Raw genomic sequence first — 16,728 nt, forward strand, 5'->3', positions numbered from 1 at the left:
ATTTTCCTTCGTGAAATCCTGGCTGCCAAAAACGGATACTTCCTAAATAAAACCATGGGCAATTTCTCTAAACTAAAATGCTTTACTTGCTTGGTATTTTAAAGCGCATTCCTATATATAATTCTCTACCACGAGTTGGTCCCCAAACAGAACTGGTGTCGAAATAGGGACCAAAAGGATCTTGCCAGCTAATAATAGGTTGTTCTTGTCTAAAATCGAAAATATTTTCGCAGCCGGCATACAATTCAAACTTGTTTAAATTATACGTAAACTGAGTGTTTACTAGCATATAGGTTTCAGAAAAATCTGGCCTTTGAAATTCTATTGGATTACTTTGGGTATTTGGTAAACGCTGTTCTCCGTACCAATGAAAATTCAAATCTATCCTAAACTTATTCGATAAAGGTTTATAACCTAAAGATGTTACTACTTTGTGCTTCGGATTAAAAGGTAACTGTTCTTTTTGGTTGTCTATAACCCGATATACATCAAGAAAACTGTAGCCCGTTTTAAATTCTAACTGTTGCCAAAAATTTAAATACACCTCTGTCTGAAAAACATTACTTCTACTAGTTCCTGTAAAATTTGAAATATAGGCTTTAGTAGGATCTGTGTCGTAATCGGGAAATATCTGATTTTTAAAGCTTGTTCTATAGTAATCGGCACTTATAAAACCAGACATATTATCGGTGTCGAATTTCTGGGTAATATTTATTCCCATATTCAAGGCTTTTTCCGGTTGCAACTGTTCTTCAAAAATAATATCTCTAGAGCTAGCTAATAAACCAATGTTTTCGCTAAATAGGTTTACCGTACGCCACCCGGTACCGATATTTGCCCTTATAATGGTGCTTGGTGTAAGGTCGTATTTTAGAAGTGTTCTTGGTGTTACTTGAGTTCCAAATTGGTTATGGTTGTCTAAACGAATCCCTAGAATCCAAGTCAGTTTATCATTCAGTAAACTCATCGTGTTTTCTGCAAAAGCACCAATAATGTTTTCGTTTCTAAAATAATCTCCGTCATAAGTACGTTGCAGCGTATTATCTGTAAATGCTATGTCTTCATCTATATCTAAATGACGGAAACTCAGTCCTGTTTTTAAGGCATGATTCCCGTAATTTAATTCATATTGAAGGTTAGCATAAAAGTTGGTTTGGTTGGCATCATATTTTACTGTTCCAAAATAAGATTTCTGGTCTTGATAAAAGCTTGAGGCATAAAGAACAAAATGATGTTGGTCGTTTAAGCGCAAGCCTGTCTTCGTCCAAATTTCTGGTTGATTAATGTTTACCGTCTGACCGTAAACCGTGTTACTCCCTTGATCTGTATCGGCATTAAAATTGGTTTGCCCGCCTATACGCTGTTCGTTTACATAGCGTACCGTTACTTTACTGTGCCATCCCCAATGGGCTTCATTTCCGTAGTTTAATTTATTATATACCATATAGCGCGTTAGCTTTGGCAAGTCTAAAAATGTATCTTCATCTTTGTCGAAAGCATTGGCCGGTTGTACGGTATGAACCGCTGTAAGATTACTCCATTTTCCTTTTTTAAACGCATAATTAGCATTAAAATGTTTTTCCGAAAAACTATTTATATAGGCGTTTAGCAAGAGTTTATCTGTATTTGTCGGGTCTTTGGTTTCAACATTTATTTGTCCGCTTATGCTTTCAAAACCTTGTAGCACGCTATTGGCACCTTTCGAAATAAAAATATTATCTACTAAAGTTCCAGGAATACTACTTATGCCGTAAGTGTAGGTTAAACCTTGTATCATAGGAAAACCATCTATTAGCACTTGGTTATATACACCAGAAAGCCCTAGAATTCGTAGTTCTTTAGAGTTTGTAATAACATTTGTGGTTTGTGGCTGCACGGTGGTTTGCGTTTCAAAACACCCTGCTAAATCGCAACAGGCCGCCTTACCTAATTCGGTTTGCGTAATATGCTCCGTTTTTATAGGATTTAAATTAGAAATGAGCACGCCGTCTCGCTGGCCTTTTATAACTACTTCATTTAGTGATTTTGAAGCCTTTAATGTAAAGTTCACAAAGGTCTGATTTGTTACTTTTAGGGTGTCTGAAGTGTGGCCAACATAACTTGCAACAAGTACAGATGTTGATGTGCTTTTTGTACTTAAACTAAATTCACCATTAATATCGGTGGTTGTTCCGGTTGTTGTATTTGCCCAATAAACACTTGCACCAACAAGCGGCTCATTAGTATCGTTGATTACTTTTCCTGTTATATTTTGAGCGAACAAAACATACGGGAATAGCAAACCAACAATGAATATGTAGTTTTTCATTGTTAACTAAGTTGTAAAAATTTAAGCGAACTAAAAGGACGCTTTAAAAACGCTGATTACTGTTTTACTTTGTAAGGTCTGTCGTCAGGATTTTCACAACCTGGAGTATTCTGAATGGCAGAAAAAATATCTTCTTCTGTAACAAGTTCTGGGTTATACGCAATATCAAACGCAGTTGTAGGGCCAGTTTTACCTGCAGTACATGTGGTAACGCCTTCTAGTTTTTCAACGTTGGCAGCTATTGTTTTTAAGTCATTTGCACAGGTAATTCCCTTAACTTTAGTTGTTATGTTTTTAATATTAGCAGTAGTTTGTGCTTGTGTAGCATTTGATTGTGCGAAAGTTGCTGTAGTAGAGGCTAACATCATAGTAATAGCCAATGCGAAAATATGTGATAATTTCATGTGTTCTGATTTTGAATTGTATAATAAATTGAAAACCCTAAGTTAGGTACTTTTTAATGTAGATAGAATAATTATACAAATTGTGGCGGTTGCCAAAAATCAGAAATAAATTGTGATGCTAAAAAAGATTGATAATTAAAATATTGTTCTGTCGAAATATCGATTTGTGGTGCTGGTAAAAAAGGCGAGCTTATACAAATTAATAAACAAGAACAACACGCCTGAAACGGGTTGCACGTTTCGGTATTCTCGGAATGATCTTCAGTGTTTTTAGTTTCGGGAGTTAAATTGTGGTTGCTTACAGAACAGCACGGCTTCTCTGCATTTGCAACAAGCGATGTAGAACCTATTCCCGATTTAACAGAAAGGCAGAATACCAAAAGGGTTAATATGTAGGCTACTAATTTCATTAATGGTTGTAAATTTAATAAAAATCTTTTTACTTTTTTAAGGGTTGCGAAAATACCTTGATAAGACGACTTTAGGATTTTTTATACTCAAAGAAATTGAACCTAACTTTTAGGCGCTCAAAGCAATTTTAAGAATTATAAATAGTATTTTTGAAGCTTTAATCCATTTAATTTAAGGTCATGAAAGTTTTTGTTTCTGGTTGTTTTGATATGTTGCATAGTGGTCACGTCGCTTTTTTTAAAGAAGCTTCTACCTATGGCGATTTATATGTTGGTTTAGGGTCTGATAATACGATCATGGATCTTAAAGCAAGACACACTATTAATTCGGAGCAGGAACGCTTATATATGGTTAAGTCAATTCGTTATGTAACAGATGCATTTATTAATCGAGGAAACGGAATCTTAGATTTTGAAATGGATATTAAGGATTTAAAACCGGATATTTGTTTGGTTAATGAAGACGGACATTCATTCGCGAAAGAAAAATTGTGTGAAACTTTAGGCATAAAGTACATTGTTTTAGCCAGAATTCCTGAAGCAGGATTGCCAGCACGTTCAACTACCCAAATTAGAGGTGGAGTTGGAAGTCAGTTACCTTATCGACTGGATTTAGCAGGAACTTGGATCGATCAGCCTGATCTTTCAAAAATCCTACCGGGTTGGGCCATTACAATTTCTTTAGAACCTATTTTAGAATATAACGAACGTAGTGGCATGTCTACGTCTACTAGAAATGCGGCAAAGACTATTTGGCCTTATCAGTTACCTTTAGAGAAACCGGAAAAATTAGCCGAAATATTATTTCGATACGAAAACAGACCTGGTAATACTCTTGTTTCGGGGGCTCAAGATGCCATTGGAATATGTGTTCCCGGATTAACACGGCATTACTATAATGGAGATTATTGGCCAGAAACCATCGAGAAAGTTTACGATGAAACAATTTTAGATTGGTTGGAATCGCATCTTTATATGGTAACCCTGTGGCCGCGTCCAGAAGGTACAGATTTATTGACAGACACACAGATTACTAAAGAAGCCATTACAAAACTAACTCAAGCTTCAGATAAATGTTGGAACGGTATTATGAATCGTGACTTAAAAATGTTTGGAGAAGGTTTTTCTGAATCTTTCGATGCGCAAACAAGCATGTTTCCGAATATGTTAACTAACGATATTCAAGCTGTGATAGATCAATATAAAGACACGGCAATTGCATGGAAATTATCAGGAGCTGGTGGAGGAGGCTATTTAATATTGGTGTCTGATAAGCCTATTAAGAATACCATGAAGATTAAAATTAGACGTTGGGATTTGTAAAAGGAATTATTGCTAATTGAAATTGTATATTTAAGCGAATTACTTAAGTGTAAGGCGTAAATAGATGATTTATTTGGTGTAACTCATTTGTTATCAGTGTAATGATGGTGAAGGAACAAGTCTTGTTGTGATAAATAATGGATAAAGTTAAAGGAAGTGATCGAATGTTATTCAAAGTATGGAAAATAAAAAAGGTAACAAAACAAAACATGTTTCATTACCTTATAAATTAAAGAATATTAAATTTTACTTCTTAATAAAGCGTTTACTTACTCCATTAAGTTTAGATATATATGTGCCATTTGCTAAGTTTGAAATATCAATTTTAAGATATTCTCCATCTGTGTTTTTAACTTCTTTTTCTATAACAATTGCTCCAGTAGTATTATAAATTTTTAAAGTACCAAAAATTTGACTACCTAAAGAATTAGCAATATTTATATTTGCTGAGGCAGGATTAGGATATGACAATGCTGTTTTTCGAGTTATTAAGTCAAGCTGTTCGTTAGATAAAGTACCTGCTTCGATATTGTACACATCTTTAATGGTATACTCTCTATTGTACTCATAAAAAGCATCATGATAAACAAATAATTTATAGTTGTTATTTAGTCCTTTAATTATTTTTGCATCCTCTCTATTTCCAAAATCCATTAATAGCTCTGCGTTTTCATTAAATAAAAGTAGTTTGTTTTCTGTACTGTTTAATTTGATTCTAACAATAAATTCAATCAAGTCGTTAGAGTTGAATAATTTGTCGGTAAACATGTCAATCCATATAAGTTCATAACTAGGGTCAATAGGTAATGTGATTGTTTTATAAAGAGTATGATCTTCATTATATATTTTAAGAACATAATCTGTAGCAGTGTCATATGTATAATGAAAAGCTTTATCTTCAGTTTTAAAATAACCTTCATTAGTGTCGTGAATGTTTCCCCCAATTTCATATGTGTGTTCAAGGGTTAGTTGTGCAAAAGAAAGAGATGAAATTAGTAAAGCAAATACAGTGGTAGTAATTTTTAGCATATTAAAGATTTTTATGAATTTATAGTATTTATTGATGTTGAATTAGGTTTAGATATTATTACGGAAAAATAATTGTTTTAGGCTTTATTAGTGCTTTTTTATATTTCCTAAAGAATAATTAAATTACTATTTAAAGAGCTTATTATAGTTTATTTATAATAAGTGAACTATGGTGTTTTTTTTATTTCATAATTTTTTTAAGACACGAAAGTAATACTTCATTTTGTATTTCCTTTACGGCTACCCGTAATGGAGGAAATAAAAGGATAGCACATTTTTAATTACAAGTAGAATAGGTAGATTATTTACTAAAAAGAAAAGGTGTATTTTTTTTAAGAAACATCTCTTAAATAGCTTTAAAATTAGATTAGAGGAAATAATTTTCCCTCTAAGTTCTATTTTGTAGCAGAGAAAAAATCCTTAAGGATAAATTAAAAAGAAAACTTAAGAGCTAAATGCTAGTTTTTCTGCAAACGGAAATAAAAAAAGGGTTTCAATTTCTTGAAACCCTTATAAACAGTAGTGACCTCGACAGGATTCAAACCTGTAACCTCTTGAGCCGTAATCAAGTGCGCTATTCAGTTGCGCCACGAGGCCTTTTTTGTGGGTGCAAATATATGAGATATATTAATACGTACCAAATTATTCGCAGGTCTTTTTTTATTTTTTTTGTCCCTATAAAATCGTTAAAAAACAAGGGGTATTGTTCTGTTGGAAAAGATGGTGTTTAACGCGTTAACAATCAGTTTAATTGGTGTGTTGTTATACAATTTCTGCACTCAAACCAGCTTCTAATAACATCGTACAACGCGGCTCTAATTCTTTATACGGACCTGTTTTAACTGTGCATTTTCCTTTATAATGAACAATTATAGAACATTGTTCAGCTTGTTCTGCAGTATGGTCGCAAGCATAAATAAGTGTATCTATTACATGGTCGAAGGTATTAACTTCGTCATTATATAACACAATTTCATTTTCCTTTTTTGTGACCGTTTCAACGAGAACTTCCTCTAATACTTCTTCCTTAGTACTCATTTCTAATAGTTTTTGTTACTAATTTAAAAATTTTAATGCAACCCAATTATTTCGTTCTAGTTTTTCGCTTAGTTTTAACATATTTTTGTTGCATTCTGCTTCAATTGTAGGAATATCTCCATTATAAAATCCGCTTAAAAATAAGCTGCCGTTTTCATTAAGGCATGACGCATAGGTTTTTATGTCGTTTAATAAAATGTTACGGTTAATGTTAGCAATAATAACATCGTAAGATTTTCCTTCTAATAAACTAGCATCTCCCTCGTAAACCGTGATGTTTGTACAATTGTTACGTTCTACATTTTCTATACTGTTTAAATAGCACCAATTGTCGATATCTATAGCATCTATTGGTTTTGCACCTTTCATTTCTGCTAAAATGGCTAAAACTCCAGTACCACATCCCATATCTAACACCGATTTACCTTCAAGGTTAGCATTTAATATATGTTGAATCATCATGTGAGTGGTTTCGTGATGTCCAGTACCAAAACTCATTTTAGGCTCGATAACAATATCGAAAAGCGTATCGAATTTATTATGAAATGGTGCCCGTACGGCACAAATATCATCTACAACTATCGGGTTAAAATTCTTTTCCCATTCTTCATTCCAATTGGTTTGTTCTATATCTTCAAAAGTATAGGTGATTTCAAACTCATCTGAATCTAAAATTTGAATGTCTTCAAGAATATTGGCGTTCCATTCTGCTTTTTGGATATAGGCGGTGACACCCATTTCGGTTTCAACAAAACTTTCAAAACCAGCATAGCCAAGTTCTGCGATTAATATTTCTACTCCAGGTTGTAAAGGAGATACCTTAAACTCGTATCCTATATATATTTCGGCCATCTTATTTTTTTGTCAAATTTACTAAGTATATCGCAGATACGATTGAATTTGTATCAAAATTAGGAATTCAAAAGTTGAATTCTTGTTGATGGCGTGTGGAATGGTTTATATCTGCTGAAAATAGAACATAAAAAAAGAGACTCTCTAAAAGTATTAAAATCCGTCATTCTGAATTTATTTCAGAATTTTTTCACATGGATAAACAAATATGTGAGAACCTGAATCAAGTTCAGGTTGACGAAAATTCAATTTCTTTAGACAGTCTCTTTTTAAATAAAACTTTACCTTTTTATTTCAGATTAAAACGCATTTACAATCGCAAAGAAATCATCTGCATTTAAAGCAGCACCTCCAATTAAACCACCATCTACGTCTGGTTTAGAGAAAATTTCTTGAGCATTTCCTGGTTTTACACTTCCGCCGTATAATATAGAAACGCTATCTGCAACGTCTGCACCATATTTGTCGGCTAAAGTTTTTCTAATAAAAGCATGCATGTCTTGTGCTTGCTCTGGGCTAGCTGTTTCTCCAGTACCAATTGCCCAAACAGGTTCGTAGGCTAAAACTATATTTTTAAATGCAGCAGCATCTAAATGAAATAAGGCATTTTTAATTTGACTACCTACAACGGTTTCATGATTATCGGCTTTTCTGTCGGCTAATTCTTCACCAAAACAAAATATAACACGCATATCGTTTGCTAAAGCAGCATCAACTTTTTTAGCTAATAATTCGTCGGTTTCGTTAAAATAAGCACGGCGTTCGCTATGTCCTAAAATTACAGTTTTAACGCCCACACTTTTAAGCATACTAGCACTTACTTCTCCTGTATAGGCTCCGCTTTCTGCAAAGTGCATGTTTTGAGCAATCACTTCAATACTAGTGTTTTTTAGGGTATTATAAGATGCCCAAAGATTAGTAAAAGTTGGTGCAATCATAACTTCGGCATTAGAAGTTATGCTTTTGTTTTTTAATGCCGTTAGCAACGTTTCTGTTTGTGCTAAATCATTATTCATTTTCCAATTTCCTGCAACGATGTTTTTTCTCATAATATAATATCTTTTAAAAGTTTATTGAAGTTTTACTTTCGGATCTAACCAAGCATATAGTATATCTACAAAAATATTGATTATTATGAATAACAGCGCAATAATTAGCACAGATCCCATAATAACTGGTAAATCTAAAGTATTTAAAGCATTTACTATTTCTTTTCCTAAGCCGTTCCATCCAAATACATACTCTACAAATACGGCTCCAGCAAGCATAGATGCAAACCATCCCGATATTGCTGTAACCACTGGATTTAAGGCGTTTTTTACAGCGTGTTTAGTTATAATTTGAAATTCGGTTAAGCCTTTTGCACGTGCTGTTCTTATAAAATCTTGATTAAAAACTTCTAACAACGAATTACGCATTAATTGTATAACTACAGCTAAGGGGCGTATGCCGAGCACGATGGCCGGAAGGATTAGGTTTTTCCATTTTATATGCATGGCTTCTCCAAAATCGTCTAGTTCGTATAAGCTTCCTGTCATTTCTAAATGGGTAACATTATGAAGCAGATATCCAAAAATCCAAGCGAATAAAATAGCACTAAAAAACGACGGGACACTCATGCCAATAGTGCTTAAAAACTGTATGCTTTTATCGAGAAAGGTATCTATATATAAAGCCGAAATAATACCTAGAAAGACTCCTAAAATAATGGCAATAACAATGGCAGAAACGGCTAAAATGAATGTGTTTGGCAAGGTTTCTGCTAAAACGCTACTCACTTTTTTACCTTGTTTAGTAAACGATTCTCTTAAATAAGGCTTTTTTAAAACGATGTTAGTATGGCCTAAACGAAATAGCGTGATAGCACTGTATTTTCCTTCTCGTAAATAGGTGTAATCTTCAGGATTTGAAGAATGAAAAGAGAGCGGTGATAAATCGTTTAAATAATATCCGTACTGTGTACTTAGCGGTTTATCGAAGCCATATTTTTGTTTAATAATGGCCAGTTGTTCGCTGTCTTCATTCTGCCCTAACATCATTTGAGCAGGATCGCCAGGTAACACATTAAATAAAAAAAAGATAACGGTAACTACTCCAAACAATGTTAGCAATGCATAAAACAATTTATTTAGAGTGTAGTGTATCACAGATTAATTCACTTTGTTAAGATTTAAATCGTCTACGTCGTTCCAATGGACTTTTTGCGTAACCGTTCCTTTTTCTAAAACAAGAATTCCAGGATTAGAACGTATTATGGTTTTTAAAGCGGTTTCATCGGTAAAATAAAAATCGAATTTAAAATGTAATTCTTCTTTTAATTTATTTTGAATTTCATCTCCAGAAGCGGTTAAGCCTATAACTTTATACCCGTTTTCCAGAGCCTTATCCGATACATTTTTAATCGCTTGTAAACCTAATTTTTCAGATTTTTCTAAATTGTACGCTACTAATAATACCACGTGGTCTTCGTGTAAAATTTGCTCGGTAAAATCTTCGCCATTACGTTCTATTGTAAAATCGTGAATTGGAGGTTCGTATCCTGGGTCGATAACTTCGGTGTCTACACTAACAAATTCGCCATCAACAGTAGGGTAGGAGCCTTTGGTTTTAATAACTTCTTCCTTTCCGTTTACATTAAATGTCCATAAATAATCAATATCTGCTTTTGGAGCATCTTCAGGAACTATCATGTTCTCCCATAAATTAGCACCTATTTTATAGGGTCTAAAATCTTTTACAGGCAAATGCATAAGCACGTGATATCCGAAACTTAAGCAAGCTATAAAACCTAAAAGCGCAACAATTGTAAGTCCGAATCGGCCAAATATTGGTTTTATATGTCTCATGCCCGCAAATAGAATTAAGATAAAAAATAAGAGCACGATATCTTTGGTAAACGATTCCCAAGGCGTCAGTTTAATGGCGTCTCCAAAACATCCGCAATCAGTAACTTTATTAAAGTATGCCGAGTAGAAGGTTAAAAACGTAAAAAAGATAATCATGAGTAGTAAGCTCCATACCGTAAATTTTGGTTTATACCCTATGAGCAGAAAAATTCCCAGAAGCACTTCAAAAATAACGACCATTACCGAAATCATAAGCGCATAAGGCTCTAATGCAGTTAAGTTAAGCACGGCAGCGCTAAAGTACTCTTCTAATTTAAATGAAAAACCTATGGGGTCGTTAAGTTTTATTAAACCTGAAATAATGAATAATACACCAACGAAAATTCTACTAATATTTACTAATACTTTCATGAACTGGGGGAACTTTGTATACTCTTAATTTAATCTATTTTGCGTCTAAATGAATTAATGCAAATACCGAATAGTTTATCATATCCTGGTAATTGGCATCTATACCTTCACTCACTAATGTTTTGCCTTTATTGTCTTCTATTTGTTTTACGCGAAGTAATTTCTGAAGAATTAAATCGGTTAACGAACTTACCCGCATATCACGCCACGCTTCGCCATAATCGTGATTTTTGTCGAGCATTAATTGCTTGGTTTGGGCAATTTTTTGGTCGTATAAATCGGAGGCTTCTATCGTGCTTAGGTCGGGCTGATTGGCGACACCTTTTTCTAGTTGAATTAAGGCCATAATACAATAATTAATCACACCAATAAATTCTGAAACTTCATCTTCATCTACTTTATGAACGTCATTTTCCTGTAAACCACGAATACGTTGTGCTTTTATAAAAATCTGATCTGTTAACGAAGGCAGTCTTAAAATACGCCAAGCACAACCGTAATCTTTCATCTTATTGATAAACAAACTTCTACACATGGTTATTACAGCGTCGTATTGTTTTGAAGTATCTTGCATAAATTGAATTGAATTTTCCGTAAATTTCGCATAATTTAATTGAATTACAAACTTAAAGCTTTTCTATATCTGTTTTGACAAAAACTATTAATTGCAACGGCCAACTCGTAGATATTTCAACCCCTCGTGTTATGGGGATTTTAAATCTTACTCCCGATTCGTTTTACGACGGTGGAAACTATAAAAATGAAAAAGATGTTTTATTTCAAGTAGAACAAATGCTAAAAGATGGGGCTACATTTATTGATGTAGGCGCGTATAGTTCGCGACCAAATGCCGATCATGTTGGTGAAGCTGAGGAGTTACAACGGATTTTGCCAATTGTAGAATTGCTTTTGAAGACATTTCCAGAATTAATCTTGTCTATAGATACTTTTAGAAGTAACATTGCTAAGGCCTGTGTTGAAGCTGGCGCCGCGATAATTAATGATATTTCGGCAGGACAATTAGATGATTTAATGCTTGAAACTGTAGGACAATTAAAAGTCCCTTATATTATGATGCATATGCGTGGTACACCGCAAACCATGCAAACACATACGCAGTATACCGATTTGCTAAAAGACCTATTGTTTTATTTTTCAGAGCGTATCGCTTCTGCAAGGCAACACGGCATCGTGGATATGATAATAGATCCGGGCTTTGGATTTTCTAAAACGCGAGAGCAAAATTTTGAATTACTAAGAAAATTAGAGCTCTTAAATATTACCGAATTACCTATGTTGGTGGGTGCTTCTAGAAAATCTATGATTTATAAAACCTTAAACACTTCGGCAAAAGAAGCCTTAAATGGAACCACTGTAATTAACACTCTTTGTCTTCAAAAAGGCGCTTCTATTTTAAGAGTTCACGATGTTAAAGAAGCTATGGAATGTGTCACTTTATATAATGCCTTAAATCTCTAATATGAAACAGTTTTTTTTACTCCTAATATTTTTGGTTTGCATAAGTTGTAGTGGCGAGAAAGAATTACAACTTTCAGAAATAATGCATTCTAAAATTTTCGATATAAAAGATGTGTCTCCGGCCTATTTGTTTTACGATCTGGAAGCAGAAGATAGTATCTCTTTAAATAAGCAAAATTTAATTAGTACTACTAATTGGTTGGTTAATGTAGATAAGCGGCTTACGCTTAAGCAAGCCATTCCTGTTTTAATAGGATTGCAAAACAAAAAGCGCGATGCCTCTCATAAAAATAAAGATGCCAAAAATTATTTTACAGCCTTTAATCCCGAAAAGAAAACCTTATGTTTTATCGAGTTTACAAATGTGATATATCATGCAGACACTTCGGTAAATCAATATATTAAAGCCGGAAACATTACTCCCGATATTGTAACCGTGGGCGTAGAGGGAATTCGTTTTCAGGATACAACTTATTCCGCAGAAAAATTTATATCGTTACTAAATTCTACGCCAGATAAAGACTATAAATTTATTTTAAATTTAGATAAACAATTACCATTTCAAGAGTATATGCATATAAAAGATTTGTTATTAACGGTTACAAATTCTTCAATTTTAATCAATACCAACGAGTTTATATTTTAATCTTAAAGTGTTACATTTACAAAAAACAACTGCCCTTTGGAAATCTTTAGAGATCTTTTAAAATTCACATTAGTCGACATAATAGATGTCTTTTTAGTTGCCCTGCTGCTTTACTATGTATACAAATTGGTAAAAGGTACAGTGGCTATTAATATTTTTATTGGTATTGTAATAATTTATATTATCTGGAAAATTACCGAAGCCTTGCACATGCAGTTGTTAAGTAATATTCTTGGCGGATTTATAAGTGTAGGAATGTTTGCCTTAATTGTAGTATTTCAGCAAGAACTCCGTAAATTTTTATTAATGATTGGGTCTACCAATTTTAGTAAAAGCCGTCATTTATTTAATCAGCTTAAATTTTTGCATACAGAAAGTAGCGATGAAACCAATGTTGATGTTATAATTTCTGCTTGCACCAAAATGGCCTCTACAAATACCGGAGCTTTAATTGTTTTTGAACGTAATAATAATCTCGATTTTCTTGCCCATACGGGAGACGAAATGAATATTACGGTAACACAGCCTATTATAGAAAGTATCTTTTTTAAAAATAGTCCGTTGCACGATGGGGCAATAATTATAGCCAATAACATTGTAAAAGCCACTCGTGTTATTTTACCTGTAAATAACGATAAAAACTTGCCACAACGTTTTGGATTACGTCACCGAGCTGCGGTTGGGGTTTGCGAAAAAACAGATGCCCTAGCATTAGTTGTAAGTGAAGAAACTGGGCAAATTTCTTATTTTAAAAATGGCGAATTTATAATGTTCGACTCTATAGAAGAGCTAACAACCTTAATTAAAAACGATTTGGCTTAGGCCGAAAGTTCTTTTAAGAATTGAACTTCGTATAAATTTTTATAGAATCCGTTTTCAATTTTAAGAAGTTCGTCGTGAGTGCCTTGCTCTACAATTTCACCAGCATCCATAACTATAATTTTATCGGCTTTAATAATGGTTGCTAAACGGTGTGCAATGACGATAGATGTTCTGCCTTTGGTTATTTTATCTGTAGCATTTTGTATTAACTGTTCTGAATACGAATCTACAGACGATGTCGCTTCGTCTAAAACCAAAATACTAGGATTGGTTACATAGGCGCGTAAAAATGAAATTAACTGACGTTGGCCAGAAGACAACATAACACCACGTTCCTTAACATTGTATTGGTATCCGCTAGGTAGACTTGAAATAAAATCATGCACCCCAATATCCTTAGCCGCTTGTATAACTTGCTCCTCGGTAATGTTTGGATTATTTAATGTGATGTTGCTTAAAATGGTATCGGCAAACAAAAATACGTCTTGTAAAACGACAGCGATTTGAGAGCGTAAAGAGGAAAGTGTAAACTTTTTAATATCGGTAGAATCTATAGCAATTACACCTTTGTCTATTTCGTAAAAACGGTTTAATAAATTTATAATTGTCGATTTTCCAGCACCTGTAGCGCCAACAATAGCAACGGTTTGGCCTGCTTTTACTTCGAATGAAATATCTTTTAAAACCACTTCGTTTTCAACGTAACTAAAGCGTACTTTTTTAAATGAAATATCGCCTTTAAATTGATTGGCAATTAAGGTTCCAGAATCGTCAATTTGCGAGGTAGTGTCTATCACTTTAAAAACACGTGTTGCGGCAACCATACCCATTTGGAAGGTGTTAAACTTATCGGCAATTTGTCTTAATGGTCTAAATAACATCGGAATCATCATTACAAAAGCTGTTAAATCTCCTAGCGACGAGGAGTTTCTCATTACCGCGTCAATACCACCATACCATGCTACAAGTCCAATTGTGATGGAAGCCGATAATTCGGCAATAGGGAAGAAAATCGAGTTGTACCACACCGTTTTTAACCAACCTTTTTTATGGCGTTCGTTAATGGTTTTAAAGTTTTTATACTCGGTTTGCTCGCGTGTAAATAATTGTAGAATTTTCATTCCTGTTACACGTTCTTGAACAAAGGAATTTAAATTAGAGACTTCGGTTCTTACTTCCTCAAAGGCCTTTTTCATATACTTCTGAAAAAGTCTTGTGGCATATAAAACCAGAGGCAACATTAAAAATACGATGATGCTTAATTTCCAATTCATAATCACCATAACACCGGCTACCACAACCATGGTTAAGGCATCTCTAAAAATCATAAATAAGCCTTCTCCAAAAATATCAGCAATCCGTTCCATATCGGTTACAGAACGCGTTATAAGAACACCTACCGAAGAGTTATCGTAATACTTCATTTTAAAACGAAGCATATGGTTAAATAATTTTACACGAATATCTTTTACAACACTTTGTCCTAACCAGCCCGAATAAAAAATAAAAATTAACTGAAAAACAACTTCGCAAACCAATAACCCAATCATAATTAAAATATAGGGTAGAAAGCCCTCGAGTTGTTTGGTGGCAATATTATTATCTATGGCTTGTTGTAAAATATAAGGTCTAACCGCTCCAAAAATAGCCAGTAAAATAACAGATAAAAACACCGTTATAAACACCTTGTTATAAGGTTTTATGTATTGTAGAAGGCGTTTAAACAAACTAAAGTTTATGCTATTTTTTTTTGTGTTATCCATTTAAAGTAAAATCGATTCTGGGTAAATAATTTTTGTTAAATATAAGCCATGAGCAGGAACAGAGTACCCGGCTTCACTTCGGTTTTTAGATGAAATTATACGATGTATATCTGCTACTTCAAGTTTCCCTAAACCTACGTTTATTAGAGTCCCTACTATAGCGCGAACCATATTTCTAAGAAAGCGATCGGCTGTAATTGTAAAATGCAATTCGCCATCTAAGGTTTCTAAATTTACAGCCATAATATTACAATTATACGTTTTTACATCGGTATTACTTTTAGAAAAGCATTGAAAATCTTTATACTGCAATAGTAGTTTTGCTGCGGTTTGCATGTTTTCAATATGTAATGTGGGTTTTACCCAATACGAATCATCAAAATTAAACACATTTTTTTGTAATGCAATACGGTATAAATAGGTTCTGCTTATGGCATTAAAACGCGTGTGCGCATCTGGTTGAACCGCAAAAATGCGGTGTAAAGCCACGTCTTTTGGTAAATACGAATTGAGTTTATAAAGTAGCGTCTGCTCTTCGAATTCGCCATCAAAATCGAAGTGCGCAAACATTTGTTTGGCATGTACTCCCGTATCGGTTCTGCCAGCTCCCATAATGGAAATGTTTTCTTTTAAAATTACCGATAAAGCCTTTTCAATAACCTCTTGTACAGAAATGGCATTGGGTTGATTTTGCCAACCGTGATAGGCTTTTCCGTTATAAGAAAGTTCTAAAAAATATCTCAAGAATAATCGTATTTTTGTTTTTGCAGCCACAAAGATAATTAGTTTTACTAGTTTGAACTCACAATATTCTCTTAATGACAAAAATCCTTTTACTTTCTGATACCCATAGCTATATAGACGACGATATTTTAAAGTATGTAAAGCAAGCCGATGAGGTTTGGCATGCCGGCGATATTGGCGATTTAAAAGTTACAGATGCTATTAAAGCCTTAAAGCCTCTACGCGCTGTTTATGGTAATATTGATGACGCTAAAGTACGTCAAGAATTTCCTGAAAATAATAGATTTATGTGCGAAGGTGTCGATGTATGGATTACCCATATAGGAGGTTACCCTAATCGGTATAATGTCTTGATAAAAGAAGAAATTAATGCCAATCCGCCAAAATTATTTATCTGCGGACATTCGCATATTTTGAAGGTGATGCCCGATAAAAAATTAAACCTGCTACATATGAATCCAGGTGCTGTTGGGAAATACGGATTTCACAAAGTGAGAACCATGTTGCGTTTTACTATTGATGGTACCGATATTAAAGATTTGGAAGTGATCGAGTTTAAAAAGTAGTATTTTCAGTAATAGGTAACTAGCCTAAAACATAACGTCAAGAAAAAATAAAACCCGAAGCACAACCTTCGGGTTTTTACACGCACT

General features: G+C 33.8%; 17 protein-coding genes and 1 tRNA gene. 5 read left to right on the plus strand and 13 right to left on the minus strand.

What is annotated here, in order from left to right:
* Window positions 1-82 precede the first annotated feature (82 nt).
* From A9D35_RS15135 to A9D35_RS15145, 3 genes are all read right to left on the minus strand, one after another.
* Window positions 83-2,308, minus strand: coding sequence for a TonB-dependent receptor (locus A9D35_RS15135; protein ID WP_066224490.1), 2,226 nt, complete (start codon window positions 2,306-2,308; stop codon window positions 83-85).
* Between the two features lie 56 nt (window positions 2,309-2,364).
* Window positions 2,365-2,712, minus strand: coding sequence for a hypothetical protein (locus tag A9D35_RS15140; protein WP_066224493.1), 348 nt, complete (start codon window positions 2,710-2,712; stop codon window positions 2,365-2,367).
* A gap of 71 nt (window positions 2,713-2,783) precedes the next feature.
* The gene (locus tag A9D35_RS15145; RefSeq protein ID WP_066224496.1) at window positions 2,784-3,122 is read right to left on the minus strand and encodes a hypothetical protein; all 339 of its coding nucleotides are present in this window, start codon (window positions 3,120-3,122) and stop codon (window positions 2,784-2,786) included.
* Between the two features lie 180 nt (window positions 3,123-3,302).
* Here A9D35_RS15145 and A9D35_RS15150 point away from each other — a divergent pair, with 180 nt between their 5' ends.
* Window positions 3,303-4,445: an adenylyltransferase/cytidyltransferase family protein gene (locus tag A9D35_RS15150; protein WP_066224499.1), complete on the plus strand. Its 1,143-nt coding sequence runs from the start codon at window positions 3,303-3,305 to the stop codon at window positions 4,443-4,445.
* A 246-nt stretch (window positions 4,446-4,691) separates the two neighbouring features.
* On the opposite strand, the gene A9D35_RS15155 is transcribed toward A9D35_RS15150, so the two are convergent.
* The 8 genes from A9D35_RS15155 to A9D35_RS15190 all read right to left on the minus strand — a co-directional run bounded on the left by A9D35_RS15155 (window position 4,692) and on the right by A9D35_RS15190 (window position 11,195).
* Window positions 4,692-5,474 (minus strand): T9SS type A sorting domain-containing protein, encoded by a 783-nt coding sequence (locus A9D35_RS15155; RefSeq protein ID WP_066224502.1) that lies wholly within the window; start codon window positions 5,472-5,474, stop codon window positions 4,692-4,694.
* A 523-nt stretch (window positions 5,475-5,997) separates the two neighbouring features.
* A tRNA-Arg gene (locus A9D35_RS15160) sits at window positions 5,998-6,071 on the minus strand.
* Window positions 6,072-6,236: 165 nt separating this feature from the next.
* The gene (locus tag A9D35_RS15165) at window positions 6,237-6,512 is read right to left on the minus strand and encodes an ATP-dependent Clp protease adaptor ClpS (protein ID WP_066224504.1); all 276 of its coding nucleotides are present in this window, start codon (window positions 6,510-6,512) and stop codon (window positions 6,237-6,239) included.
* Window positions 6,513-6,530: 18 nt separating this feature from the next.
* Window positions 6,531-7,364, minus strand: a complete 834-nt coding sequence (prmA, locus tag A9D35_RS15170) for a 50S ribosomal protein L11 methyltransferase (protein WP_066224507.1) — start codon at window positions 7,362-7,364, stop codon at window positions 6,531-6,533.
* A gap of 299 nt (window positions 7,365-7,663) precedes the next feature.
* Complete coding sequence (gene tpiA, locus A9D35_RS15175; protein WP_066224510.1) at window positions 7,664-8,413, minus strand: triose-phosphate isomerase; 750 nt, start codon at window positions 8,411-8,413, stop codon at window positions 7,664-7,666.
* A gap of 21 nt (window positions 8,414-8,434) precedes the next feature.
* On the minus strand, window positions 8,435-9,511 hold the full coding sequence (locus A9D35_RS15180; protein WP_066224514.1) for an ABC transporter permease: 1,077 nt from the start codon (window positions 9,509-9,511) through the stop codon (window positions 8,435-8,437).
* A 3-nt stretch (window positions 9,512-9,514) separates the two neighbouring features.
* Window positions 9,515-10,621, minus strand: a complete 1,107-nt coding sequence (locus A9D35_RS15185; RefSeq protein ID WP_066224516.1) for a BT_3928 family protein — start codon at window positions 10,619-10,621, stop codon at window positions 9,515-9,517.
* A gap of 34 nt (window positions 10,622-10,655) precedes the next feature.
* Entirely contained in the window at window positions 10,656-11,195 is a 540-nt protein-coding gene (locus A9D35_RS15190; protein WP_066224518.1) for a DUF1599 domain-containing protein, read from the minus strand.
* 131 nt (window positions 11,196-11,326) lie between these two features.
* On the opposite strand from A9D35_RS15190, the gene folP reads away from it, so the two are divergent.
* The 3 genes from folP to A9D35_RS15205 are packed head-to-tail and all read left to right on the plus strand — an operon-like array spanning window position 11,327 to window position 13,568.
* A complete protein-coding gene (gene folP, locus A9D35_RS15195; protein WP_066224521.1) occupies window positions 11,327-12,100 on the plus strand; it encodes a dihydropteroate synthase in 774 nt (257 codons plus the stop codon).
* Window position 12,101: 1 nt separating this feature from the next.
* Entirely contained in the window at window positions 12,102-12,746 is a 645-nt protein-coding gene (locus tag A9D35_RS15200) for a hypothetical protein (RefSeq protein ID WP_066224523.1), read from the plus strand.
* A gap of 36 nt (window positions 12,747-12,782) precedes the next feature.
* The gene (locus A9D35_RS15205; protein ID WP_066224525.1) at window positions 12,783-13,568 is read left to right on the plus strand and encodes a diadenylate cyclase; all 786 of its coding nucleotides are present in this window, start codon (window positions 12,783-12,785) and stop codon (window positions 13,566-13,568) included.
* On the opposite strand, the gene A9D35_RS15210 is transcribed toward A9D35_RS15205, so the two are convergent.
* Both A9D35_RS15210 and truA read right to left on the minus strand, forming a co-directional pair.
* On the minus strand, window positions 13,565-15,331 hold the full coding sequence (locus A9D35_RS15210) for an ABC transporter ATP-binding protein (RefSeq protein WP_066224527.1): 1,767 nt from the start codon (window positions 15,329-15,331) through the stop codon (window positions 13,565-13,567). The two genes, A9D35_RS15205 and A9D35_RS15210, sit on opposite strands and share 4 nt — an antisense overlap.
* Window positions 15,332-16,075 carry a tRNA pseudouridine(38-40) synthase TruA gene (gene truA / locus A9D35_RS15215; protein ID WP_066226160.1) on the minus strand — a complete coding sequence of 248 codons (744 nt, stop codon included), beginning with the start codon at window positions 16,073-16,075 and terminating at the stop codon, window positions 15,332-15,334. It lies immediately after the preceding gene.
* 74 nt (window positions 16,076-16,149) lie between these two features.
* Between truA and A9D35_RS15220 the strand changes: the two genes are divergently transcribed.
* Window positions 16,150-16,641, plus strand: a complete 492-nt coding sequence (locus A9D35_RS15220; RefSeq protein WP_066224529.1) for a metallophosphoesterase family protein — start codon at window positions 16,150-16,152, stop codon at window positions 16,639-16,641.
* The last annotated feature ends 87 nt before the right edge of the window (window positions 16,642-16,728 follow it).

The sequence above is a fragment of the Formosa haliotis genome (assembly GCF_001685485.1).
Lineage (GTDB): Bacteria > Bacteroidota > Bacteroidia > Flavobacteriales > Flavobacteriaceae > Formosa > Formosa haliotis.